Source organism: Castellaniella sp. S9, assembly GCF_027257175.1.
Lineage (GTDB): Bacteria > Pseudomonadota > Gammaproteobacteria > Burkholderiales > Burkholderiaceae_B > Castellaniella.
In genome coordinates, this window is sequence record NZ_JAPFGD010000004.1 from 84,183 (window position 1) to 108,457 (window position 24,275).

The following is a 24,275-nucleotide window of genomic DNA, read 5'->3' on the forward strand; positions in this document are numbered from 1 at the left end:
ACGCGCGTCGCCGGGATGCAGGGCCGCATGAGGCGCGCATGGTCGGGGGCCTGAGGCGCAGGCTGGCCGGCCTGCACGCGGATCATCGCCGCATTGCCCTGGGGGCGGCGCGCGTCGCGTTCTTCCTGCTGCTGGGCAAGGTGGTGGGCGCCTTCAAGGAAATGGCGGTGGCCTACCGCTATGGGGTGAGCGACGTCGTCGACGCCTATCAATTCACGCTGACCCTGGCCAACTGGCTGCCGGTTACCCTGGTGGGCGCCTGTTCGGTCGTCCTGATTCCGGCGCTGGTGCGCAGCCGCCGCCTGCCGGGTGCGGCGCACGGCCGGTTCCTGCGCGAACTGCAGGGCGTCGCGCTGGTGCTGGGCGCGGCGGTCGCCCTCGTGTTGCTGGCGGTCTGGCCGGCAGTGGTCCCTTGGGTCGGCGGCGGGCTGAGCGGGCCGGTGCGCGAGATGAGCACGCTGCTGATCCTGGGTTTCGCGCCGGCGGCCTTGTTCACGATATGGACCGGCCTGAGCGCCGCGCGCCTGCGCGCCCACGAACGCCACGTCAATACGCTGCTCGACAGCATGCCGGCCCTGGTGATCCTGGTCTGGGTCCTGGCCTCGCCCGCGGGCGGCCTCTGGCCCCTGTTGTGGGGGACATTGGTCGGCTATGCCCTGCAGGCGATCCTGCTGGCCGCCTTCGCGGCCCGGGCGGACGGCCATCCCGGCGGGGCGCTGCTGGGCCGCCAGGCGCCGCAGTGGTCGACGCTGGCAGCCGCCGCCGGCATCATGCTGGTGGGCCAGCTGGCCATGAGTCTGGTCGGGCCGATCGACCAGTACACCGCGGCCCGGCTGGGCGACAACGCCAACGCGATCCTGGGCTACGCCACGCGCCTGCTGTCGCTGGTGCTGGGCATCGGCGCGGCCTCGGTGGGGCGCGCCGCGCTGCCGGTCCTGGCCGACATCCAGGGGCGGGGCGATCCCGCACATGCGCGGCGCATGGCCTTGCGCTGGTCGGGCGGGATGCTGGCCGTGGGCGCCCTGGTGGTGCTGGCGGGCTGGTGGCTCGCGCCCTGGGGCGTGGGCCTGCTGTTCGAGCGCGGCGCCTTTACCGCGCACGACACCCAGGTGGTGGCCGAGGTGCTGCGCTGGGGCCTGCTGCAGTTGCCCTTTTATTTTGGCGTGCTGATTCTCGTCCAACTGCTGGCCAGCCAGAACCGCTATGGTCTGATGGCCACGATCGCGGTGCTGAATTTCCTCGTCAAGGCCGCCATGAACCACGTGCTGGCACCGATCATGGGGCCCTCGGGCATCATGCTGGCCACGGCCCTGATGTATGCCTCGTCCTATGCGTGCTACCTGTGCCTGGCGCTGCGGCGCCCGGCGGAAACCTCCGGAGGGAATGCCTGAATGAGCAGCACCCAGGCCCATCTGATGATCGTGATCCATTCCTTGCGCGGCGGCGGCGCCGAGCGCGTCGCCGCCGACCTGGCGGCCTACTGGCTGGGCCAGGGATGCCGGGTCACGGTGGTGACGCAGACCACGGATGCCGAGGACGCCTACGCGCTGCCCGCGGGCGTGCGCCGCCATGCGCTTGGACTGGATGCGCACGGCGGCGGCGGTCTGCGGGCGATGTGGGGCAATGGGCGCCGCCTGTGGGCCTTGCGCCGCCTGATCCGCGAGGGGCGGCCCGGCGTCGTGCTGGGCATGATGACCAAGGCCTCGGTGCTGTCCGTGCTGGCCGCCTGGCGCCTGCCGTGCCGCGTGATCGCCACCGAACACACCCATCCGCCGATCCAGCGGCTGCCGCGCGCCTGGCAGCGCCTGCGCCGCTGGGCCTACCCGCGGGCCGATGCCGTCGTCGCCCTCACGCAGGGCACCGCCCAATGGCTGGACGAGGCGATTCCCGGGGTGCAGGCCCAGGTGATCCCCAACGCCGTGCGCTGGCCCCTGGCGGATGGCGAACCCGCGATCGAGCCGCCCCTGCGGCCGGGTCGCCGCCGCTTGCTGGCCGTCGGCCGGCTGCATCCCGTCAAGGGCTTCGACATCCTGCTGGCGGCCTTTGCGCATATTGCGCCCTTGTTTCCGGATTGGGACCTGGTGATCCTCGGCGAGGGCGCGCAGCGCGGCGCCTTGCAGCGCGCGGTGGACGAGGCCGGCCTGGCCGGGCGCGTGTCCCTGCCGGGCCGTGTGGGCAATATGACGCAGTGGTACGAGGCCTCGGATCTGTACGTCCTCAGCTCGCGCACAGAGGGTCTGTCGAACACCCTGCTCGAGGCCATGGCCTGCGGCCTGCCGTGCGTGGCCTTCGATTGCGACACCGGCCCGCGCGAGATCATCCGCGACGGCATCGACGGGGTGCTGGTGCGCCCGGCGGGCGACCCCGAGGCGCTGGCGGCCTGGCTGTCCGAGTTCATGGCCCGTCCCGAAGAGCGCCGGCGCCATGCCAGCCGGGCCGTGGACGTGCGCGACCGCTTCGGTGTGCCGCGCATCATGGCCATGTGGGCGCTGGTCTTCCAGGGACGCCGGGTCGGGGCGCCGGCCGGCGCCCGCGGGGACGCGTCCGACGCCGGCGAGGCCTGAACGATGCGCATTCTGTTCCTGGTCAGTTCCATGCATGGCGGCGGCGCCGAGCGCGTCGCGGCGACCCTGGCCAATGCCTGGGCGCGGCGGGGGGACGAGGTCACGCTGGTGTGCTGCTATTCGGGGCGGGGAACCTGCGCCTATGCGCTGGACGAGGGCGTGCGCCTGCTGTGGCTGGCCGACCGGCTCCGCGGCCCGCGCTGGTGGCGGCCCCTGGCCAAGTTGCCGGCGCTGCGCGCCCTGGCGCGCGAGGCGGCGCCCGACCGGGTGCTGTCCTTCCTCACCAATGTGAATGTCACTGCCTTGCTCGCGACGCGCGGACTGGGCCTGCCGGTGGTGGTGTCCGAGCGCACCGATCCGGGCCATAGCGTCAACCTGGAGCCTGTGCTGCGCTGGCTGCGGCGCTGGACCTATCCCTGGGCCCACCGCGTGGTGGTCCAGACCCGGCGCAGCATGCCGCCGTTGATGCGGGCCGCGCCCGGGACGCGCCGCCTGTCCGCCATCCCCAATCCGCTGCCGGACGGCCTGCCGGCGGCGCGCGACGGCGAGCCGGGCGGACGCCATCGCCTGGCGGCGCTGGGCCGCTTCAATCCGGTCAAGCGCTTCGAGGCCTTGGTCGAAGTCTTTGCCGGACTGGCGCCGCGGCATCCGGATTGGGACCTGGTGATCTGGGGCGACGGGCCGCGGCGCGAGGCCTGCCTGCGCCGCGTGGCCGAACTCGGCCTCGAGGGGCGCATCCTGCTGCCGGGCCGCAGCGAAACGCCGTGGCGCGAGCTGCTGGGCGCGCACGGCTTCGTGCTGTCCTCCGCGGTCGAGGGTTTTCCCAATGCCATGCTCGAGGCCATGGCGCTGGGGCTGCCGTGCGTGGCCGCCGATTGCCCCAGCGGCCCGCGCGAATTGAGCCGCGACGGCCGCGACGCCGCGCTGGTGCCCGCCGGCGACGACGCGGCGCTGGCGGCGGCACTGGACCAGCTGATGTCGGCGACGCCACAATGGCGCGAGGAACAGGGCCGCCGCGCCGCCGCCTCGGTGCGTGCGCGCTATGGCCTGGACAGCATCCTTGGGCGATGGGACGCCGCGTGGACGGATGCCCGCAACGGCCCGGAGGGCCATGACCATGAACCCGATTGATCCGCAGGACACCGCGTCGCTGCACGTGGCGCACATCATTTCCGGCCTGCTGCATGGCGGTGCCGAGACCGTGCTGCATCGCCTGGCGACGGCGCCCGAGCCGGGCATCCGCCACACCGTCATCTCGATGCGCGGCGAGGGCGTGTTCGGGCCGCGGCTGCGCGAGGCGGGCGTCGAGGTGATCACGCTGGACATGCAGGGGGCGGTGGGCACCGTGCGCGGCCTGCTGCGCCTGTTGCGCATCCTGCAGCAACAAAAGCCCGACGTGGTGCAGACCTGGATGTACCATGCGGACCTCGTCGGCGGGCTGGCGGCGCGCCTGTCCGGCATACGCGCCGTGGCCTGGGGCATCCGCAATTCCGGCGTCGACCTGGGTCGCAGCAGCCGCTCGTCGCGGGCCACGGCCTGGCTGTGCGCGCGCGTCTCGGGCTGGGTGCCGGCGGTGATCGTCGCCTGCGCCCGAAAAGCCGCCGAGGTGCATGTCGGATGGGGGTATCGCGCCGACCGGATGCTGGTCGCGCCCAACGGCTACGACCTCGAGGCCTGGCATCCCGACGCCGCCGACCGCGCGCGCCTGCGCGCCGAATGGGGACTGCCGCAGGGCGCGCCGCTGCTGGGCAGCATGGCCCGCTGGAATCCCCTGAAGGACCACGCCAACCTGTTCGCTGCGCTGGCCCTGTGCGTGCGGCGCCACCCGGACCTGCGCTGCGTGCTGGCCGGGCTGGGCATGTCGCGCGACAATGCGCCGATGATGGCCCTGGCGCGGCACTACGGGCTGCTGGATCACCTGATTTTTCTCGGGCGCCGCGACGACGTGCCGCGCCTGATGCGCGCCCTGGACGTGCACGTGCTCTCGAGCCGCGCCGAAGGCTTTCCCAACGTGGTGTGCGAGGCCATGGCCAGCGGCGCGGCCTGCGCAGTGACGGATGTCGGCGATGCGGCGCTGATCGTGGGCGAACACGGCTGGGTCGTGCCGCCCCACGATCCGGTCGCTTTGGCCGGCGCGATCGAGCAGGCCATTGCGGCCGTGCGCGCACCGGATGCCGCCCAGCGGCTGCGGGCGGCGCGCGAATCCGTGGCTGCGCGCTACAGCCTGCGGGCCATGACGCAGCGCTATGCGACGATCTGGCGCCGCCTCGCGCAGGATTTCCCGACGCCCCGGGCCGGGCGAGCGGCGAGCGCGGTCCCGGCCGTCCGGCGGCCCCGGCGCGTGCTGTTCTTCGTCAACAACCCGGCCTTCCTGATGTCGCATCGGCTGCCGCTCGCGCTGGCGGCGCGCGATGCGGGCATGGAGGTGCACGTGGCGACGCCGGACGGCCCGGCCGTTGCCGACATCGTGGCCCACGGCCTGCGCCACCATGCGGTCCCGCTCTCGCGCAGCGGCACCAATCCGTGGGTCGAGGCGCGCAGCCTGCTCGCCTGCCTGCAGTTGTTGCGTCGCCTGCGCCCCGACCTGGTGCACGCCGTCACCATCAAGGCGGTGCTCTACGGCGGCATCGCTTGCCGCCTGGCCCGGGTGCCGGCCTATGTGGCGGCGGTCTCGGGGCTGGGCTATGTGTTCCTGCGCGGCGGCGGCTTCGATCCGCTGCGCCAGGGCGCCTTGTGGCTCTATCGGCTGGCTCTGGGCCATCGCAACAGCCGGGTTATCTTCCAGAATGCCGCCGACCGCGATCTGCTGCTTGCCGCGCGCGCCGTGCGGCCGGCCCAGGCGGTCATGGTCCGCGGGTCGGGCGTCGACCTGCAGCACTACGCGCCGCAGCCCTTGCCGCCCGGGCCCATCACGGTCGTCATGGCCGCGCGCCTGCTGCGCGACAAGGGGGTCATGGAATTCGTCGAGGCGGCGGGATTGGCCACCGCCCGGGCCGCGGGCCTGCGCTGGGTGCTGGCGGGCAGCCCCGACCCCGGCAATCCGGCCTCGGTCACCGAGGCGGAACTCGAGGCCTGGGTGCGCGCGGGGACGATCGAATACGTGGGCGAGTCCGCCGACGTCGCCGCCCTGTACGCGGCGGCCCATCTGGTGGTGTTGCCATCCTACCGCGAGGGCCTGCCCAAGTCCCTGATCGAGGCCGCCGCTTGCGGCCGGCCGGTGGTCACCACGGACGTCCCCGGCTGCCGCGATGCGATCGATCCGGGTGTCAGCGGCGTGCTCGTGCCGCCGCGCGATGCGCGCGCATTGGCCGACGCGGTGATCGCACTGGCCGCCGACGAGGATGCGCGCCTGCGCATGGGGGCCGCGGGTCGGGCGCTGGCCGAGCGCGATTTCGGGATCCGGTCGATCGTCCAGGCACACCTGGACGTCTACCGGACCCTGTTGGGCGCTTCAGAAGGGTAGGGCGAGGCCGGGCGCCAGCGCGCCGAAGGCGGCGCGGAATTCGTCCTGGATGCGGGCCAGCGCCTCGGGCGTGTCGCCCTCGAAGCGCAGCACCACCACCGGCGTGGTGTTCGAGGCCCGTGCCAGGCCGAAACCGTCGGCGTATTCCGCACGCACGCCGTCGATGGTCACCAGGCGTTCGGCGCCGGGGAATCGGCCCTCGCCGCGCAGGCGCTCGATGAAGCGCTGCGGTTCGCCCTCGTGCATGGGCAGCTTCAGTTCGGGGGTGGAAATCCCCTGCGGCAGGGCCTCGAGCACCCGGCTGGGATCCGGGTCGCGCGAGAGGATCTCGAGCAGGCGCGCGCCCGCGTACAGGCCGTCGTCGAAGCCGAACCAGCGTTCCTTGAAGAAAATGTGTCCGCTCATTTCACCGGCCAGCGGCGCACCGGTTTCGGCGAGTTTCGCCTTGATCAGGGAATGCCCCGTCTGTGCCATGACCGGCTGGCCGCCGGCCTCGGTGATGGCCCGGCCGAGGTGGCGGCTGCACTTGACGTCGAACAGGATGGGCGCGCCCGGCACGCGGCGCAGCACGTCGCGGGCAAACAGGATCATCTGGCGGTCGGGCCAGATGATCTGGCCGGACTTGGTGACCACGCCCAGGCGGTCCGCATCGCCGTCGAAGGCCAGGCCCAGCTCGCAGGGCGAGGACTGGACGTGTGCGATGAGGTCCTGGAGGTTCGCCGGATCGGCCGGATCGGGATGGTGGTTGGGAAAGCGGCCGTCGACGCTGCAGTAGAGTTCATCGACCTCGCAGCCCAGGGCGCGGTACAGGCGCGCGGCGGCCACCGCCCCCACGCCGTTGCCGCAATCGATCGCCACGCGCATGCCGCGCGCCAGGCGGATGTGGCCGGCGATGTGGCGGACGTAGGTGTCGACCAGGTCCTGGCTGTCGTCGGCGCCGCGCGCGGCCGCCTCGGGTTGCGGCGCGCGCATGGCGGCGGCCAGTGCCTGGATGCCCTCGCCGTGCAGGGTGCGGCCCGCCATCATCAGCTTGAAACCGTTGTAGTCCGGCGGGTTGTGGCTGCCGGTAACGGCCACGCCCGAGCCGCTGCCTTGCAGGTGGGCGGCGAAATAGACCAGCGGCGTGTGCACGAGGCCCAGGTCCATGGTGTCGATGCCGCCGGCGCGCAGGCCGTCGCGCAGCGCCGCGGCCAGGGCGGGGCTGCTGATGCGCCCGTCATAGCCGACCACCATGGCGCAGACGCCCTCGGCGCGCGCCTGGGCCGCCAGGGCCAGGCCCAGGCGCCGGGCGAAGCCCTCGTCGAGCTGGCCGGGCACGGTGCCCCGGATGTCATAGGCCTTGAAGACGGCATCGGGCAGGTCGGGCTGTTCGGACACGGTTCGGGCTCCGTCAAGATCATCACCTCGGGATTATCGCGCATGTCGGCGACGGCCGCCCCGGCTGCGGAAAACCCGCGCCGCGCCGGGGGCGGGGATGCCCGGGCGGGGCGCGGTGTTTACAATGACCGGGTTCGCCTCCGAAGGGAGGAATACTGGAATCATAGGATCATGAGTCTTCTGGATGCCTTGCGCGCTGCCGTGGGCGGGCAGCATGTGTTGACGGGCGCCGATGCCGCGCCCCACCTGACGGACTGGCGCGACCGCTATAGCGGCCAGGCCCTGGCCGTGGTGCGTCCCGGTTCGACCGACGAGGTCGCGGCCGTGCTGCGGCTGTGTGCCGACGGCGGGACGCCCATCGTGCCCCAGGGCGGCAATACCGGCCTGTGCGGCGGCGCCACTCCCGACGCCTCGGGGCGGGCCGTGGTGTTGTCCCTGCTGCGCCTGAACCGCATCCGCGCCATGGACCTGGACAACGACACGATGGAGGTCGAGGCGGGCTGCGTCCTGCAGGCGGTGCAGGATGCAGCCCGCGAGGCCGGCCGCCTGTTTCCCCTCAGCCTGGCGGCCGAGGGCAGCTGCACGATCGGCGGCAACCTCGCGACCAATGCCGGCGGCACCCAGGTGCTGCGCTATGGCAACATGCGCGAACTCACCCTCGGCCTCGAGGTCGTCACCGCCGAGGGCGAGATCTGGCATGGCCTGCGCGGATTGCGCAAGGACAACACCGGCTACGATTTGCGCGACCTGTACATCGGCAGCGAGGGCACGCTGGGCATCATCACCGCCGCCACCCTCAAGCTCCATCCCCAGCCGGTCGCGCATTGCACCGCCTTGCTGGCCCTGGGCTCGATCGAGGACGGCGTCGCCATGCTGACCCTGGCGCGGCGCGGCCTGGGCCCCGCCTTGACGGGTTTTGAATTGATGGCGGGCGACTGCCTGCAGGACGTCGTGCGCTGCTTCCCGCAGCAACGGCTGCCCTTCGAGGGCGAATCGGCCGCCTTGCCCTGGTACGCGCTGCTCGAGCTGTCGGACAGCGAAAGCGAGGCCCATGCGCGCGAGCGCTTCGAGGCCGTCGTGGGCGAGGCCCTGGAGGCCGGCTTCGTGCAGGACGCGGTGATCGCTGAATCCATGGCCCAGAGCAAGGCCCTGTGGCACCTGCGCGAAAGCATCCCTTTGGCCGAGAAAGAATCCGGCAAGAGCATCAAGCACGACGTCTCGATCCCGGTCTCGCGCATGGCCGCCTTCGTGCGGGACACCAACCGCGCGCTGCAACAGGCTTTTCCGGGCATCCGCCACGTGATCTTCGGCCACCTGGGCGACGGCAACCTGCACTACAACGTCGCCCGGGGCGAGGGCTGGACCGAGGACGATCTATTGTCGCGCCAGGCGGCGGTCTACGAACTGGTGCACGACAGCGTCCACGCCGTGGGCGGCTCGATCAGCGCCGAGCACGGCGTCGGGCAGCTCAAGCGCGACGTCCTGCCGCGCTACAAGGATCCGGTCGAGATCGCCCTGATGCGCCGCATCAAGCACGCCCTGGACCCCAAGGGCATCATGAATCCCGGCAAGGTCCTGGACTGAGGCCGGCCCGCCGCCATGGGGGGCACGCCGGCCGGCACGGTCAGCGGCGCGTCGGATCGAAGTGCTTGCGCAGGCCCATCCAGGCCTGGTCGTAATCGGCCTGCAGGGTGGGGCTGGCCATGGCCGCGGGGGACGGCTGGATGGCCCGGCGCGTCTCGAACATGAAGGCCATGGTGTCGCGGATGTAGTGCGCCTTGCCGGTGTCCTCGGCGCTGGCCTTGGCGAAGGTGTCGGCATCCGGGCCGTGTGGGCTCATGGTGTTGTGCAGGCTGGCGCTGCCCGGCGCAAAGCCCTCGGCCTTGGCATCGTAGGCGCCCTGGATCAGGCCCATGAACTCGCCGGCGATATTGCGGTGGAACCAGGGCGGCCGGAAGGTGTTCTCCATCGCCAGGATGCGCGGCGGAAAGATCGCCAGGTCCAGATTCGCGACGCCCGGGGTGTCGGAGGGCGAGGTCAGTACCGTGAAGATGCACGGATCGGGGTGGTCGAAACTGATCGAGCCGATCACGTTGAAGCGGCGCAGATCGTATTTGTAGGGTGCATGGGTCCCGTGCCAGGCCACGACGTCCAGCGGCGAGTGGTCCAGCGTGGTGCGCCAGAATCCGCCGCCGAAGCGCGCGATCAGCTCGGCCTCGCCGTCCAGGTCTTCGTATTGGGCGACCGGATACAGGAAGTCGCGTGCCTGGGCCAGGCCGTTCGATCCGATCGGACCCAGTTCCGGCAGCTTCAGCGGCGCGCCGAAGTTCTCGAGCGCATAGCCGCGCGCGGAGCCCTCGGGCAGTTCGACGAGGAAGCGCACGCCGCGCGGGATCACGGCGATCTCGCAGGGCGCGACCTCCAGCACGCCCAGCTCGGTGCGCAGGCGCAGCGTGCCCGCCTGCGGCACCAGCAGCAGTTCCGCGTCGGCGTCGTAGAAATAGCGGCCCTCCATCGAGCGGTTGGCGGCATACAGGTGGATCGCGACGCCGGCCTGCTGGTCCCAGGCGCCGTTGCCCGCCCAGGTCCGCATGCCTTCCAGGAAATCGGTGGGCGCCTCGGGCAGGGGTTGCGGATTCCAGCGCAAACGATTGGGCGTGACCGGGCCGCGCAGGTAATCCTGGTTCCAGCCCGTGAAGGCGTCGCAGCTTGAAAACGCCGGCTGGGCCGCCGCCGGGCGGATGCGATACAGCCACGAGCGGCGATTGTCGGCGCGCGGCGCGGTGAATGCCGTGCCGGACAATTGCTCGGCATACAGGCCGTAGGGGCAGCGCTGGGGCGAGTTGCGGCCCTCGGGCAGGGCGCCCGGCAGCGCCTCGGTGGCATGGTGGTTGCCAAAACCGCTGAGATAGTTATTCATGGCGTAACATTGTCCCGTTTAACGATACAAGCTCAAGTTTAAACCCTGAATGGTCCAGATGTGAAGCATTGGCCGGAAACTCAGCGCTTCTGGCAGCCGGGGCAGAAATACGTGGCGCGCTGGCCCTGGACGATGCGGCGGATCGGCGTGGCGCAGCGCGGGCAGGGCTGTCCGCCGCGCTCGTACACGGCGGCATGCAGGGTGAAGTACGCCCCCGGCGCGCCCTGCGCATCGACGTAGTCGCGCAGCGTACTGCCGCCGGATTCCAGCGCCTGCGCAAGCGTGCGCCGGATCGCCTCGTGCAGGCGCGCGCTGCGCGGCCTGGAGATCCGGCCCCCGGGCGTGCGCGGGTCGATGCCGGCCTGGAACAGCGATTCCGAGGCATAGATATTGCCGACGCCCACGACGATGCGCCCGCCCAGCAGCAAGCCCTTGATCGCCTGGGCCCGGGACCGCAAGGCCTCGTACAGGTAGGCGGGCGTGAAGCCCGGATCGAAGGGCTCGATCCCGAGGCCGGCGAGCAGGGGATGCTCGAGCAGCGGGCCGGCCTCGGCCGGATGCCACAGCACCGCGCCGAAGCGGCGCGGATCGTGCAGCAGAAAGCGCGCGTCGTCGAACCGCCACTCGACGTGGTCGTGCTTGCGCAGCGCCTCGTCCAGCGGCACGCGGCGCAGCGAGCCCGACATGCCCAGGTGGATGATCTGGGTGCCGTGCTCGAAGCGGATCAGCAGGTATTTGCCCCGGCGCTCGCAGGCCAGCACGCGCCGGTCTTCCAGGGCCGCGGGCAGGGCGGCGGGCACGGGCCAGCGCAGGCGCGGTTCGTGCACCAGCAGGCGGCGCAGGACGCGGCCCGGCATGATCGTGGCAATTCCACGACGAGTGGTTTCAACTTCTGGCAGTTCGGGCATGGTAGGGTGATAACATCCTCATTCGATTGTGCAATTTTGCCACCTGACGCATCTGCCTTGCGTATCGGCTATGGTTACCGCAAATGAGATTTCCTGTATCCGTGTTCCCCGTGGCGCTGGCGCTGTTCGCCGCACACGGGGCGGCCTTGGCTGCCCCTTCGGCCGCCACGCCCGCCGAGCCGGTCGAAACCATTCATTTGCGTAAAGGCGAGCCGCCGGCCGTCAACCTGACGCCCGATATTCTGTTCCGCATTCTCGTCGCCGAGATCGCCGCGCAGCGGGACATGTTCGACGATGCCGGACAGACGCTGCTGGGTGTCGCGCGCGACACCTTGGATCCCCGGCTGGCCCGGCGTGCCTTCCAGATGGCGATGGCGGCTCGCAACATTCCCCTGGCGCTCAGCGCCGCGCGGCAATGGGCCGTGCTGGATCCTGAGGATCCCGAGGCGGTCGCCGCCTCGCTGGCGCTGGCGGCCTCCAATGGCCAGACACAAGGCCTGGCCCAGACCCTGGCGCGGCGCATCCAGCATGCCGAGGACCGCGACCAGGCCATCGTGCAGGCCGCCGGCATCGTGTCCAAGATGGCCGACAAGCGCCTGGCGCTCGATGTGCTGGACAAGGCGCTGGCCGGCGTGGCCGGCACCTCGTCCTTTGCGCGCCTGGCGCTGGCCGACGCATCCTGGGCGGCGGGCGATCCCCGCCGGGCCCTGGACGAGGCGCGGCGCGCCCAGGTGCTGGACCCCGACTCTCAGGATGCGGCCCAGCGCGTGCTCGAATACGGCCTGCGGGTCGATCCCGACGAGGCCGTGGCCCAGACACAGCGCTATCTCCAGGCCCATCCCGACCAGCGCGCGCTGCATCTGCTGCTGGTCAGCCGCCTGACCTCGCGCGGCCAGTTCGAGCAGGCGCTGCGGATGCTCGCGGACATGCGGCGCCGCACGCCCGAGGATTTCGACCTGCTCTACACCGAGGCCGAGGTCAACGCCCGCGCCGGCCGCTACGATGTGGCCGTGCGCCTGCTCAACGACTACATTTCGGTCCAGGAGCAGCGCCGCAAGTCCATCGAGGACGGCGCCAGCAACGCCCAGTCCGATGCCTCGGATGCGCGCCTGCTGCTGGTGCAGATCGCCGAGCGCCGCGAGGACTACAAGGAGGCCATCCGCCAGCTGCGGCTGATCGACGAGCCCTCGCTGCGCTTTCAGGCGCGCATCCACGAGGCGGTGCTCGAGGGCAAGCTCGGCGACCTCGCCCGCGCGCGCGCGGTCATCGACGCCATCCGGCCGGCCGATCGCCGCGAGCGCATCGTGCGCCAGCTGACCCTGGCCTCGATCTACCGCGACGCGGGCCGCAGCGACGAGGCCGTCCACATCCTGCGCGCCGCCGACCGCGACATGCCCGATTCCGCCGAGGTCAAGTACGACCTGGCCATGCTGCTCGAGCGCCAGGGCCAGACCGCCGAATTCGAGACCCTGATGCGACGCGTGATCGAACTGGATCCGGACAACGCCAACGCCTATAACTCGCTGGGCTATACCTATGCCGACCAGGGGCGCAACCTGGACGAGGCCCAGGGCCTGCTGGAGCGCGCACTGGACCTCGAGCCGGACAACCCCTACATTCTCGACAGCGTGGGCTGGTATCTGTTCCGTGTCGGCGACCATGAGGCGGCGCTGGAGTACCTGCGGCGTTCCTACGACAACCTGCCGGCGGCCGACGTGGCCGCCCATCTGGGCGAGGTCCTGTGGACCCTGGGCCGCAAACAGGAAGCCCGCGCCATCTGGGCCGAGGGCCTGCGCGAGGACGCCGCCAACGAAACCCTGCTCGACACCCTCAAGCGGTTCAAGGTGGAGCTGCCCCAATGAGGTGGCTGCGCATCCTGGCCCTGGCGACCGCGACGCTGCTGCTGGCGTCCTGCGCGACGCCCACGCGGATCGGCGGCACCGGGCCGGCATTCGAGCGCGCCGGCCGCTTTGCAGTCACGGTGCAGCCGCCTGACGGGCCGGCCCAGGCCGCGCAGGGCAACTTCGCCTGGCGCGACACCGGCGCCGCCTTGCGCCTGGACCTGCTCAGCCCCATGGGCGGCATCCTCGCGCGTATCCGCGTCGAGCCCGGCAATGCCGTCCTCGAGCGCGCCAACGGCCAGCGCGAGCGCGCCGCCAGCGCCGATGCCCTGCTCGCCGAGCTCTGGGGCGAGGCGATTCCGGTGGCGGGCCTGCGCGCCTGGATCCAGGGCCGGACCTGGGCCGGCAGCCCGGTCGGCACCGTCCAGCGCGACGATCAGGGCCGCATCACCCAGTTGGTCCAGGACGGCTGGAGCGTGCGCCTGTCCGACTACGATGCACAGGGCCCCGGGCGCCTGCGCCTGGCGCGCGATCAGGCGGGACGCCGGCTGAACCTGCAACTGATCGCCGACTAGGGGCTGATCATGCAGTCCCTGTACGACGTCCCGGCGCCCGCCAAGCTCAATCTGTTCCTGCACGTCGTGGGGCGCCGGGCCGACGGCTATCACCTGCTGCAAACCGTTTTTCGTTTCATCGACCTGGCCGATGCCTTCGATTTCGAGCGCATCGAGGGCGGCGAGCTGTCGCGCGAGGGCGAGGTCCCGCCTGGGCTGCCGGCCGCGGACGACCTGGTGTTGCGCGCGGCGCACGCCTTGCGGCGCGCGACGGGCGTCTCGTACGGCGCGCGCATCCATTACCGAAAGCGCATCCCCGCCGGCGGCGGCCTGGGCGGCGGCTCCAGCGATGCGGCGACCGCGCTGATCGCCCTCAATCGGCTCTGGAACACCGGCCTGGATCGCGCCGCGCTGATGCGCCTGGCCGTGCCGCTGGGTGCCGACGTGCCGGTCTTCGTCTTCGGCCGGCCCGCTTTTGCGCAGGGCATCGGCGAGGATCTGGCCGAGGTGTCGCTGCCCGACCAGGCCTACCTGGTGGTGCGGCCGCCCCTGCAAGTGTCGACCACGGACATCTTTGCCGCAGAGGATTTGACAAGAAACACGCCTTCAGTCAAAATTTCGGTCTTTGCTGATTGGCAGTCCTTGCATCGGGGCCTTTATGGCCGCAATGACTTGGCCCAGGTCGTTTATCGGCGCCACCCGCAGGTCTTTGACATCGTGTCTGCCATGCGGGATGCGGGGCTGGATGCACGCATGACGGGTTCGGGGTCTTGTGTGTTCGCACCGCTCGAGGATCTGGCCCAGGCGCGGATGCACCAAGGCCGGATTATCAGTAAAATGACCTCCTTTGGGGATGGCTCGATCCCGCAGTCCTGGGCTTGCGCCGGCCTGCACGATCATCCCCTCAGGCACTGGATCAGTGGTTAGTGTTGGGGAATAGCCAAGTTGGTTAAGGCACCGGATTTTGATTCCGGCATGCGAAGGTTCGAATCCTTCTTCCCCAGCCAATTGCCTGTGCGCATCAGGCACATCAAAGGCTGTTGAGTCGGCCCCCGGAGGGCGCTGGTCAACAGCCTTGTCGTTTGACAACCCGGCTGGGATACCATGGCACAAGACCGATTCATGATTTTCACTGGCACGGCGAATCCCAGGCTGGCCGTCGATGTCGTGAATCACCTCGACATGTCCTTGGGCAAGATGACCGTGGGCCGTTTCTCGGACGGCGAGGTCATGGTCGAAATCAACCAGAACGTGCGCGGCAAGGACGTCTTCGTGCTGCAGCCCACCTGTGCGCCGACCAACGACAACCTCATGGAAATCATGGTGATGGTCGACGCCTTGCGCCGCGCATCCGCCGGCCGCATCACGGCCGCCATCCCGTACTTCGGCTACGCCCGCCAGGACCGTCGCCCGCGCTCGGCGCGCGTGTCGATCTCGGCCAAGGTCGTGGCCAACATGCTGCAGGTCGTCGGCGTCGACCGGGTCATGACCATGGACCTGCACGCCGACCAGATCCAGGGGTTCTTCGACATCCCCGTGGACAACATCTACGCCGGTCCCATCCTGCTGGGCGACATCTGGCGCCGCAATTTCCAGAACCTCGTGGTCGTGTCCCCGGACATCGGCGGCGTGGTGCGTGCGCGCGCGCTGGCCAAGCAGCTCGAGTCCGACCTGGCCATCATCGACAAGCGCCGCCCGCGCGCCAATGTGTCCGAGGTCATGAACATCATCGGCGAGGTCGACGGGCGCACCTGCCTGATCATGGACGACATGGTCGACACGGCAGGCACCCTGTGCAAGGCGGCCCAGGCCCTCAAGGACCGCGGCGCGGGCCTGGTCTACGCCTATTGCACGCACCCCGTGCTCTCGGGCGAGGCGGTCAAGCGCATCCGCGAATCCGCCCTCGACGAGGTGGTGGTGACCGACACCATCCCGCTGTCCGAGGAGGCTCGCGAATGCCCCAAGATCCGCCAGCTCTCGTGCGCTGCGCTGCTGGGTGAAACCATCCTGCGCATCTCGAATGCCGAGTCGGTCAGCTCGCTGTTCGCCGATTGACACTTTTCCCCTCCCGGCTGGTCGCGGCCGGGAGGATTCGTAGCCTAGGCTACTTTTGCAACGCGGGGCCGACGACGGCCCTGTTTTTGGAGTCTTCAATGAAATTCACCGCCACTTCGCGTAGCGTCCAGGGTTCGAGTGCGAGCCGCCGCCTGCGCCGCGCCGGCCGGGTGCCCGCCATCGTCTACGGCGGCAAGTCCGCGCCCGCCAACATCGAGCTCGACCACAACGAGATCTACCATGCCCTGAACAAGGAGGAATTCCACGCCTCCATCCTCGACATGGATCTTGACGGCAAGTCCGAGCCGGTGCTGGTGCGCGCCGTGCAATGGCACCCCTACCGCCCGCTGGTCCTGCACGTGGACTTCCAGCGCGTCGACGCCTCGCAGGCCGTCAACACCAAGGTGCCCGTGCACTACCTGAACGCCGACGTCAGCCCGGCCGTCAAGCTTGCCGGCCAGATCGTCACCCATGGCCCCGCCGAGCTCGACATCACCTGCCTGCCGGCCAACCTGCCGCCCTTCATCGAAGTCGACCTGGGCAACCTGGTCGGCGGCGGCCGCCTGCACCTGTCGGACATCACCCTGCCGATGGGCGTCACCTTCGTGCCCCACGGCGAGGACACCAACCCCTTGCTGGGCCAGGCCAATGCGCCCAAGGGCGCCGGCGCCGCCGACGACGACACGCCGGCCGCGGAACCCGCTGCCGAATAAGGCATCGCCCGCTACGGTGTTCCGCATGGACCGGACGGGGCCTGGCCCCGTCCACGCGGATCGCGACACGGCGCAGTCCCTTGCGGACTGCGCCGTGTGTCTTATGATGTGAGTTTTTTCCGGATATCCCATGACCGAGCCCATACGCCTGATCGTGGGGCTGGGCAATCCCGGCCCCGAATACGAAGCCACGCGCCACAATGCGGGCTTCTGGCTGGCCGATCATTTTGCCGATGACTTGCACGCGACGTTCACGCTGGACAAGACCTTCTTCGCCTGGGTGGCGCGCGCGCGCCACGCCGGCGAGGCCGTCACGCTGGCCAAGCCCGCCACCTTCATGAACAGATCCGGCCAGGCGGTGGGTGCGCTGGCGCGCTTCTACAAGCTGCGGCCCGAACAGATCCTCGTCCTGCACGACGAACTGGACTTGCCGCCGGGCTCGGTCAAGCTCAAGCAGGGCGGCGGCCACGCGGGCCACAATGGCCTGCGCGACATCCAGTCCGCGCTGTCCTCGCCGGCGTTCTGGCGCCTGCGCATCGGCATCGGCCATCCGCGCAGCCTGGGGCTGGCGCAGCAGGTCGTGAATTTCGTCCTGCATCCGCCGCGCCGCGAGGAACTGACGGGCATCGAGGCCGTCATCGACCGTTGCCGGATCGTGCTGCCCCAGTTGCTGGATGGCGAGTTCGACCGCGTCACCGAGCGCCTCCACCAGGCCAATGCATGAATCGCAAGGCCAGGACATGCCCGGCGTGAAGGGGCGCGCCCGCCCCGGTCTGGGCCTGCGCGCCGAACTCATGGATTTCCTGCGCTTCGTGCGCCGTCCGCGGCCCGGCCGGCGCCTGCCGGGCCGCGCCGCCGGCCAGGGCGTCCTGGTGGACTTCCTGCCCAACGTGCGCCTGGCGCGGCTGGCGCAGTGGGCCTTGCTGCTGTGGCTGGCCAATCTGTTCGTCTTCGGACCGCTGGCCGTGAGCGCGGCCGAGATGGGCGGGGCGCAGCACCGCCTGAGCCTCATGGACCTGCCCTGGCTGCAGGCCCTGATCTGGGCGCCCATCGTCGAAGAACTGACCTTTCGCCATGCCTTGCGGCGGCCGGCCATGCTGTGGTGGTTCGTGCCCTTGATGGCGGCCATCGTGGTCCAGGGGGCGGGCTTCGCCTCGGGGATGATGGCGGCCGTGGCGCTGCTGCTGTGCCTGGCGCCGCTCTGGAGCGCGCCGAATGCGCGCCTGCGCAAGGGTTGGGGCCTGTCCTGGCGCGGCCGCCGGCGCCTGCTGCGCAGCTACCCGTGGCTCTACCATGTCTCGGCGCTCGCCTTCGGCGCTGTGCACCTGTACAACTTTCACTTGCACGACATGCCGGCCACGCTGATGCCCTTGCTGGTGCTGCCGCAGTGGTTCACGGGACTGGTGCTCGGCTGGATGCGCGTGCGCCGCGGCATCGGCGCCTCGATGCTGCTGCACGCGCTGTTCAACGCCGGGCCGCTGCTGATCGTGTGGCTGATCCTGCGCCTCGCGCCGGGGCTGGCGGCCTGAGGGCGGCGCGGGCGGAAGTCCGCGTGGCCGTCGGGCTCAACGCCCGGCCAAGACCTGTTCGATCGCCAGACCCACGTCCAGGATCCGCGCATCGGCATGGGCGGGGCCTGCCACCATCAGGCCGACCGGCGCCTCGCCAGGGGTGTGACAGGGCAGACTCAGGGCGCAGCCGTTCAGGAAATTGATCAGCGTGGGATTGCGCAGGATCAGGCCATTGGCGGCGAAATAGGCTTCGTCCGAGGCCTCCAGGGAGGCGATGGTCGGCGCAATCACCGGCACGGTCGGCATCAGCAGCGCGTCATGGTCGCGCAGGCGGGCCTCGACCGCGGCGATCCATTGCGCGCGCCGGGCGAGCAGCTCGATGTAGTCGGCGGCGTCGATGTCGCGGCCGCGCAGGATGCGCGAGGCGACCCGCGGGTCGTACTGGTCGAACTGGGTGTCCAGCGCCTTGCGGTGGACGGCGTAGGCATCGGCGCAGACGAGTCCGCCTTTCCGATTGATGTGCGCCAGTTCGTTGAACTCGGGGATCTCGAGTGTGTCGATGATCACGCCGGCGGCGCGCAGGCGCTCGATGGCGGCTTCGAAGGTGCCGCGCACGACGTCGTCGGCCCCGTCCAGGACCAGGCTGTTCGTGATGGCCAGCCGCAGCCGGGAGGGCGGCGGCGCGGCCGGCGCGCGGCGCGCATCATCCGACAGAATGCCGTCCAGGGTTGCGCAGCAGCTCACCGACGCCGCCAGCGGACCTGTGGAGTCCAGGCTCGCCGACAGAGGGAACGCGCCGCCCGAAGGAATCCGTGCCGCCGTGGGCTTGAAACCCGTCAGCCCGCAGAATGCCGAGGGGATGCGCACCGAGCCGCCGGTGTCCGTGCCCAGGGCCGCCGCCGCCATGCCGTCGACGACCGAGACGCCGGCGCCGGACGAGGATCCGCCGGGGATGCGCCGGTTGCCGCGGTCCCAGGGACTGCTGGGCGTACCGTAATGCGGATTGAGGCCCAGGCCGGAAAAGGCGAATTCCGTCATGTTCGTATGCCCGATCAGCACGGCACCCGCCTGCGCCAGGCGCCGCACCGGGTCGGCGTGGCGCCTGGCGGGCTCGGCGTCCCGGCGCACCGCGGAGCCCGCGCGCGTGACGTGCCCGGCAACGTCGAACAGGTCCTTGATCGAGACGGGCAAGCCGTCTATCGGGGAGCGCGCCAGGCCCGCCGCGCGCAGGATGTCGGAGGCACGGGCGGCGGCCAGCGCCTGTTCCTCCCAGACCGCGGTGAACGTCCTTGCGCCTTCGCCGTCCGGGTCGGCGATGCGCGCCAGGGCGGCCTGCGTCAAGGCGACGGAGGTGGTCCGGCCGTCTTCGAGGGCATTTTGCAGTTCGGTGAGGGTGGGAAGCATGGCGTATGTTTGCGGTGTGGCGGGAAATGAAAGCGGGGTCAGGCGACTTCGGGCAACGCCTCGGTACGATACGCGTGGCGGATGCTGCGGTCCAGTACGGGATCGAAGAGTTCCATTTCGAATGACGCGGAGGGGCGAATGCCGCCGATAGCCGCCACGGTGCCGCAAGTCATGCCGGCCCCGGCCGGCATGTCCGCCGGGCCGAAGCAACCGTCGATCAGTTCGAGGGGGTGGCGCAGCGAGGACAGGGCGCCTTCCTGATAGAGCACGCGCCGGCCGCCGTCCTCCTCGATCCACGAGCGCAGGATCAGCGAGTCCCAGTGCGTGGCGATCTCGTCGAACAGCCAGGCCTCGCGGGCGACGGGCTTGACGCAGATCTGCTTGGACAGGGCCACACTGACAGATTCGAGCTTGCGGTCGGTGTGGTCGGAGGCGAGGCTCACCAGAAGCCGGCCATCGACCGGAAATACAAAGACCTCGGCTTCGCCCGAGGAATGCGGCCCCACCACCTGCGGCGCATCGTCCTGGCTGAGCTGGTTGGCGGCGATGCGATAGTACAGGGGCACGGCGCTGGGGCGCGGCACGCCCAGGGCGGCCAGCTCCTCGATATGATGCTCGATGGCCGCCTGGTCGCGGCCGGCCCAGCCGGCCACGATGCATTGGCGGAACTCGACGATCACGCGATTCGCGGGTGCCTGGGTGGAAAAGAGATCGAAAGACAGTTTCATGCGATGTTCCGGTAAAGAGGATGGGCGGGGGGCTGCGCTAGGGCCTGTTCACACTAAACAGGCCCTAGCCGAAGACCCTGGGGACCCAGAGCGCGATGTCGGGCGCGATGACCAGCAAGGCGACCATGACCAGCATCATGATCACGAAGGGGAGCGCGCCGACGATGACGTCGTTCATGCTGCCCGAGGTGCGCAGGCTCTGCACCACGAACAGGTTCAGCCCGACCGGCGGGGTGATCAGCGCGCATTCGACCAGGATGATGATGACGATGCCCAGCCAGACGGGGTCGAAGCCCATCGCGAACATGATGGGCGCCACGATGGGGATGGTGGTGATCATCATGGCCAGTGTTTCCATGAAGCAGCCCAGCACCAGGTAAAAAAGTGTCAGGATCAGCAGCATGACGGTGGGCGAAACCCCCAGCCCGCTGATGGTCGAGATCAGCGCATCGGTCAGGCCCGTGGCCGACATGATGAAGTTCAGGAAGGCCGCGCCGATCACGATGAGCATGATCATGGCCGAGGATTTCATGGTGCCCTCGAGGGCATCGCGCAGCATGCCCCAACCCAGACGCCCCTGGAACAGTGCGAGGATCAGCGCGCCGACGACGCCCAGCGCCGCGGCCTCGGTCGGCGTGGCGATGCCGGCGTAGATCGACCCCACGACCAGCAGAAAGATGCCGATGGGCGGCACGAGCTGGACCAGGCTGCGGACCCGGGCGCCCCATTGCGCCTGGACCCGCTGGCCGCCCCAGTGCGGGCGCAGGATGCAGGCGATCGCGATCGCCGCCATGAACAGTCCCGCCAGAGCCAGTCCCGGGACGATGCCCGCCAGATAGAGTTTCGGCACCGAGGTGTTGGTGAGCACGCCGTAGATCACCAGGTTGATGGACGGCGGGATCAGGATGCCCAGCGTGCCCCCGGCCGCGATGCTGCCGAGGAACAGGGACGGGTTGTAGCCTTGCTTCTTGATTTGCGGAATGGCGACGGTGCCGACGGTGGCCGCGGTCGCCACGCTGGATCCGGACGTGGCGGCGAACAAGGCGCTGGCGCCGATGTTGGCGTGCATCAGTCCCCCCGGCAGCCACGACAGCCACAGGCTCATGGCGGTGTACATGCTCTCGGCCATGCCCGAGCGCAGGAGGATCTCGCCCAGGAGGATGAACAGCGGGATGGCGACCATCAGGAACTCGTTGCTGGTGCCCCACGACACCTCGCCCATGGCCTGGGTGAGCGGCAGCATCGAATACAAGGGGTCCAGGATCAGGCCGAGCACGCCCAGCGCGGCGCCGACCGGAATGCTCAGCCCCAGCAGGGCGAGCAGCAGGATGAGGGCGGTACCGATCATCGCGCGTCTCCTTCGACCAGGCGCTTGCCGGCCTCGGCCTCGGAATCGGCTTCCTCCTTGGTGCTGCGCACGCCGCAGATCTCACGCACCGTGGGCAGGTCGCCGGTGACCAGGGCGATGGTCGAGCGCAGCAGCATGAGGACCAGCACCACGCACAGCCACAGCAGGCCCGCGACCCAGAGGAACTGCGGGATCCACAAGGGCGTGGCGAAGGTCGTGTTGGCCGTCGCCTGATTGTCCCAGGACAGGCCCGCGACCGTGGCGGCGTAGCGGGTCCAGTAGACGATGAAAACGCCCAGGACGACCAGGGCGATCCAGTCGAGGACGGCGCTGATTCGCGGGGGCAGGTACTGGTATATGGCGTCGATGCGGATGTTGGCGCGTTGCAGTGTCGCGAACGACAGCGCCCACGAGATGCTGATGGCGAAGGCGTAACCCGAGAGCTCGTCGGCGCCGCCGAGCGGCTTGCCCAGGAAATAGCGGGCGAGGACGTCGCCGGTGATGTAGAGGGCGCTCGCCAGGGTCAGGCCGCCGGCCACCCAGATGGCGCCGCGCGAGAGCGTGTTGGCTCGGCGCAGCAAGCCGTCGAGCATGCGGTATCGGTCGGGAGAGTTCATGTTGGGTCCGGGATCGGAATGGCCGGCGGAGGAGCCGCCGGCCGTGGGTTTGCAGCCGAAGCGAGGACCGTGTCCGCCTACTTGGACGCGGTGATGCCCACGATCTTGCCGACGGTGTCGTTGAAGTCCTTGACGCATTGCTCGGAGCAGCGCGCCGCCCACTTCGGCACGATGGTCTCGGCCAGTACCTTCTTGAGCAGCGCCTGGTCGGCGTCCGAGGGCTGGACCAGCGTCATCTTGCCCTTGACCGCCTGTGTGCAGCTGTCGGCGCCGGTGTTGCAGTCGTAGCCCTGCTGCGTCTCGGCCGCGGCGTCGGCCCAGATGGCGTCGAACATCGTATTCAGATTCTTTTGCAGGAAGTCCTGAACCTTGGGATCGAGCTTGTTCCAGTACGCCTTGTTGGCGGCGTGGATCTGCTGATTCCAGTTGATCGGCAGGGCGTACAGGTGCGTGCTGACCTCGTACCACTTGGCCGAGTAGCCCGACATCGAGCCGGTGATGGCGCAGTCGACCACGCCGTTTTGCAGCGCCGGCACCACCTCGCCAAAGGGCAGGGTCACGCTGCTGCCGCCGAAGGCCTCGATGAACTCGGCCTGGGTGCGGCTGCTGGTGCGCACCTTCTTGCCCTTGAGATCGGCCAGGCCGCTCATCGCGCCGTTGCAGAACAGCACCTGTGCGGGGTAGGAGGAAAAGCCCAGCACCTTGATGTTCTGCTTGTCGTAGAAGGCCGCGTAGGCCGGCGCATAGGCGTCGGTCACCTGTTTGGCGATCGCCGCGGTGGGCGCCAGGCCGGCGAGGTCGATGGCTTCGTTGATGGGGTTGTCACTGGCGAAATAGGCCAGCGTCGAGGTGCCGACCGGGATGACGCCCTGGGACATCAGGCGCAGCATTTCCGGACCTTTCAGGCCCATTTCGTTGAAGCCCTTGATGGTGGCCGTGACTTGCCCGTTCGACAGCTCGGGGATGGTCTTGGTCCAGAAGGGTTGTTCAAAGTTCTGGTAGAGCGTCAGGTTGCTGAGTGCGCCCGCGACCTGGATTTGGGTCTTGGGCAGGCCGTCCACCTTGTCTTGCGCAAAGGCGGTGGAGGCGAGCAGGACGGCGCCTGCGGCGAGCGTTGCGGTTGCCAGATGCTTCATGAGGTCTCCTCGATGTGACGATGCTCTGGATGAGCGATACCCCGCTATTGCAGCCCAGCAGTGTCTTGGCTGTCCAATTATCAATCGGCATGCCAAGTCATAAGAATCATTTATCGACTATATATAACTCATTGTTTCATAATAGTTTTGATCAGGCATTATCCGAACTGACGGCAGTGGTAAACGGTGGAATGCCCAGGGTTATCACTGGCTTTTCGGGGTGCCCGCCTGGCGTGCGAGCTCCTGGGCCATCCGCGCGACGATCCGGGCCGTATGGCTGTCGCGGGTGTCCAGCCAGCAGGCGTGGAAGCTGATGTCGGGCAGCGTGCCGTTGGTGCGCAGGATGCGCAGCTTGCCCTGCTCGAGCTCCTCCGAGATCACTGCGGGCGCAATCACGCACGGCCCCATGCCGTGCCGCGCCATGTGGACGATCGTGCTGAGCGATCCACTGCCGTACAGACGCGGCTCCTTGATGCCCGCATCCTGCAGGATGCGCTTGACCGCGTGGTGCGGGACGCTGGCCGGAGGATACGTGATGATCGGATAGGCGGCGAGTTCGCCGACTTTGACCGTGCGCCCATGCAGGCGCAGGCTGGGGCTGGCGATCCAGGCCAGGGAATAATCCCAGAGGTGCAGGCTGTGTTCGCGCGGATCCTGCGAGGTGCCCACCAGCATGGCGAGGTCGATCTGGTGCGACATGAGCTGCGAGCGCAGCACGTGGCTGGTGTCCACCTGCAATTCCACCACCAGGGCGGGATGCCGCCTGTGCAGCCGTTCCAGCAGCTCCGGCAGCCAGGTGTGCACCAGGGTCTCGGCCACCCCCAGCCGGAACAGCCCGCGAATCGGGGATTCCCGCTGGGCCGCCGTCAGCATCTCTGCGCGCATATCGAGGATGCGAGTGGCATGGGACAGCAGCTCCTGGCCTTTCTCGGTCAGCTTGATGCCCCGCGCGCTGCGCTCGAACAGCCGCACGGACAGCGCCGATTCCAGCGCGGCGATGCGTTGCGAGATCGCCGGCTGGGTGGTGTGGAGCTTTTCCGCCGCAATGCGGAAGCTCTCGACCTCGGCGACCCATACGAAGGCCTCGATATGCTTGAAATCCATGATTGGGCAGTACAATCGCTGTTTCGTCCGGG

21 protein-coding genes, 1 tRNA gene and 1 pseudogene are annotated in these 24,275 nt (G+C 69.4%); 14 read left to right on the top strand and 9 right to left on the bottom strand.

Annotated elements, in window-relative coordinates:
* Positions 1–38 precede the first annotated feature (38 nt).
* From murJ to OOZ48_RS18470, 5 genes and pseudogenes are all read left to right on the top strand, one after another.
* Positions 39–1,391, top strand: a complete 1,353-nt coding sequence (gene murJ / locus OOZ48_RS07420) for a murein biosynthesis integral membrane protein MurJ (protein WP_269496973.1) — start codon at positions 39–41, stop codon at positions 1,389–1,391.
* On the top strand, positions 1,392–2,564 hold the full coding sequence (locus OOZ48_RS07425) for a glycosyltransferase family 4 protein (RefSeq protein WP_269496975.1): 1,173 nt from the start codon (positions 1,392–1,394) through the stop codon (positions 2,562–2,564).
* 3 nt (positions 2,565–2,567) lie between these two features.
* Complete coding sequence (locus OOZ48_RS07430; protein ID WP_269496976.1) at positions 2,568–3,695, top strand: glycosyltransferase family 4 protein; 1,128 nt, start codon at positions 2,568–2,570, stop codon at positions 3,693–3,695.
* Positions 3,682–4,707: pseudogene (locus OOZ48_RS18465) on the top strand (glycosyltransferase); the annotation flags it as partial. The gene OOZ48_RS07430 and the pseudogene OOZ48_RS18465, both read left to right, overlap by 14 nt.
* A gap of 198 nt (positions 4,708–4,905) precedes the next feature.
* A complete protein-coding gene (locus tag OOZ48_RS18470; RefSeq protein ID WP_332108266.1) occupies positions 4,906–6,027 on the top strand; it encodes a glycosyltransferase family 4 protein in 1,122 nt (373 codons plus the stop codon).
* Here OOZ48_RS18470 and OOZ48_RS07440 read toward each other — a convergent pair.
* Positions 6,016–7,404 (bottom strand): phosphomannomutase/phosphoglucomutase, encoded by a 1,389-nt coding sequence (locus OOZ48_RS07440; protein WP_269496979.1) that lies wholly within the window; start codon positions 7,402–7,404, stop codon positions 6,016–6,018. The genes OOZ48_RS18470 and OOZ48_RS07440 overlap by 12 nt on opposite strands.
* Before the next feature lie 171 nt (positions 7,405–7,575).
* On the opposite strand from OOZ48_RS07440, the gene OOZ48_RS07445 reads away from it, so the two are divergent.
* Positions 7,576–8,988 carry an FAD-binding oxidoreductase gene (locus OOZ48_RS07445; RefSeq protein WP_269496980.1) on the top strand — a complete coding sequence of 471 codons (1,413 nt, stop codon included), beginning with the start codon at positions 7,576–7,578 and terminating at the stop codon, positions 8,986–8,988.
* A 40-nt stretch (positions 8,989–9,028) separates the two neighbouring features.
* Here the strand turns inward: OOZ48_RS07445 and hmgA are convergent, their stop codons facing one another.
* Positions 9,029–10,324 carry a homogentisate 1,2-dioxygenase gene (gene hmgA, locus OOZ48_RS07450; protein ID WP_269496981.1) on the bottom strand — a complete coding sequence of 432 codons (1,296 nt, stop codon included), beginning with the start codon at positions 10,322–10,324 and terminating at the stop codon, positions 9,029–9,031.
* An 80-nt stretch (positions 10,325–10,404) separates the two neighbouring features.
* On the bottom strand, positions 10,405–11,232 hold the full coding sequence (gene mutM, locus OOZ48_RS07455) for a bifunctional DNA-formamidopyrimidine glycosylase/DNA-(apurinic or apyrimidinic site) lyase (RefSeq protein WP_269496982.1): 828 nt from the start codon (positions 11,230–11,232) through the stop codon (positions 10,405–10,407).
* 83 nt (positions 11,233–11,315) lie between these two features.
* On the opposite strand from mutM, the gene OOZ48_RS07460 reads away from it, so the two are divergent.
* From OOZ48_RS07460 to OOZ48_RS07495, 8 genes are all read left to right on the top strand, one after another.
* On the top strand, positions 11,316–13,094 hold the full coding sequence (locus OOZ48_RS07460; RefSeq protein ID WP_269496984.1) for a tetratricopeptide repeat protein: 1,779 nt from the start codon (positions 11,316–11,318) through the stop codon (positions 13,092–13,094).
* The gene (locus tag OOZ48_RS07465; RefSeq protein ID WP_269496987.1) at positions 13,091–13,648 is read left to right on the top strand and encodes an outer membrane lipoprotein LolB; all 558 of its coding nucleotides are present in this window, start codon (positions 13,091–13,093) and stop codon (positions 13,646–13,648) included. The genes OOZ48_RS07460 and OOZ48_RS07465 overlap by 4 nt, the downstream gene beginning before the upstream one ends.
* A 9-nt stretch (positions 13,649–13,657) precedes the next feature.
* A complete protein-coding gene (locus OOZ48_RS07470; protein WP_269496989.1) occupies positions 13,658–14,554 on the top strand; it encodes a 4-(cytidine 5'-diphospho)-2-C-methyl-D-erythritol kinase in 897 nt (298 codons plus the stop codon).
* A gap of 3 nt (positions 14,555–14,557) precedes the next feature.
* Positions 14,558–14,634, top strand: a tRNA-Gln gene (locus OOZ48_RS07475).
* Positions 14,635–14,731: 97 nt separating this feature from the next.
* A complete protein-coding gene (locus OOZ48_RS07480; RefSeq protein WP_269496992.1) occupies positions 14,732–15,682 on the top strand; it encodes a ribose-phosphate pyrophosphokinase in 951 nt (316 codons plus the stop codon).
* A gap of 98 nt (positions 15,683–15,780) precedes the next feature.
* Complete coding sequence (locus tag OOZ48_RS07485) at positions 15,781–16,395, top strand: 50S ribosomal protein L25/general stress protein Ctc (protein WP_269496995.1); 615 nt, start codon at positions 15,781–15,783, stop codon at positions 16,393–16,395.
* Positions 16,396–16,525: 130 nt separating this feature from the next.
* The gene (gene pth, locus OOZ48_RS07490) at positions 16,526–17,119 is read left to right on the top strand and encodes an aminoacyl-tRNA hydrolase (RefSeq protein ID WP_269496998.1); all 594 of its coding nucleotides are present in this window, start codon (positions 16,526–16,528) and stop codon (positions 17,117–17,119) included.
* A 16-nt stretch (positions 17,120–17,135) separates the two neighbouring features.
* Positions 17,136–17,924 carry a CPBP family intramembrane glutamic endopeptidase gene (locus OOZ48_RS07495; protein WP_269497001.1) on the top strand — a complete coding sequence of 263 codons (789 nt, stop codon included), beginning with the start codon at positions 17,136–17,138 and terminating at the stop codon, positions 17,922–17,924.
* Positions 17,925–17,960: 36 nt separating this feature from the next.
* Here OOZ48_RS07495 and OOZ48_RS07500 read toward each other — a convergent pair whose 3' ends face one another.
* From OOZ48_RS07500 to OOZ48_RS07525, 6 genes are all read right to left on the bottom strand, one after another.
* Positions 17,961–19,310 (bottom strand): amidase, encoded by a 1,350-nt coding sequence (locus OOZ48_RS07500; RefSeq protein ID WP_269497004.1) that lies wholly within the window; start codon positions 19,308–19,310, stop codon positions 17,961–17,963.
* A gap of 38 nt (positions 19,311–19,348) precedes the next feature.
* Complete coding sequence (locus tag OOZ48_RS07505) at positions 19,349–20,038, bottom strand: DUF2848 domain-containing protein (RefSeq protein ID WP_269497007.1); 690 nt, start codon at positions 20,036–20,038, stop codon at positions 19,349–19,351.
* 64 nt (positions 20,039–20,102) lie between these two features.
* A complete protein-coding gene (locus OOZ48_RS07510) occupies positions 20,103–21,386 on the bottom strand; it encodes a TRAP transporter large permease (RefSeq protein WP_269497010.1) in 1,284 nt (427 codons plus the stop codon).
* The gene (locus OOZ48_RS07515) at positions 21,383–22,003 is read right to left on the bottom strand and encodes a TRAP transporter small permease subunit (RefSeq protein WP_269497012.1); all 621 of its coding nucleotides are present in this window, start codon (positions 22,001–22,003) and stop codon (positions 21,383–21,385) included. Before OOZ48_RS07515 ends, OOZ48_RS07510 begins: the two co-directional genes overlap by 4 nt.
* A gap of 77 nt (positions 22,004–22,080) precedes the next feature.
* Positions 22,081–23,139 (bottom strand): TRAP transporter substrate-binding protein, encoded by a 1,059-nt coding sequence (locus OOZ48_RS07520; protein WP_269497015.1) that lies wholly within the window; start codon positions 23,137–23,139, stop codon positions 22,081–22,083.
* A 204-nt stretch (positions 23,140–23,343) separates the two neighbouring features.
* On the bottom strand, positions 23,344–24,246 hold the full coding sequence (locus OOZ48_RS07525; RefSeq protein WP_269497427.1) for a LysR family transcriptional regulator: 903 nt from the start codon (positions 24,244–24,246) through the stop codon (positions 23,344–23,346).
* Positions 24,247–24,275 lie beyond the last annotated feature (29 nt).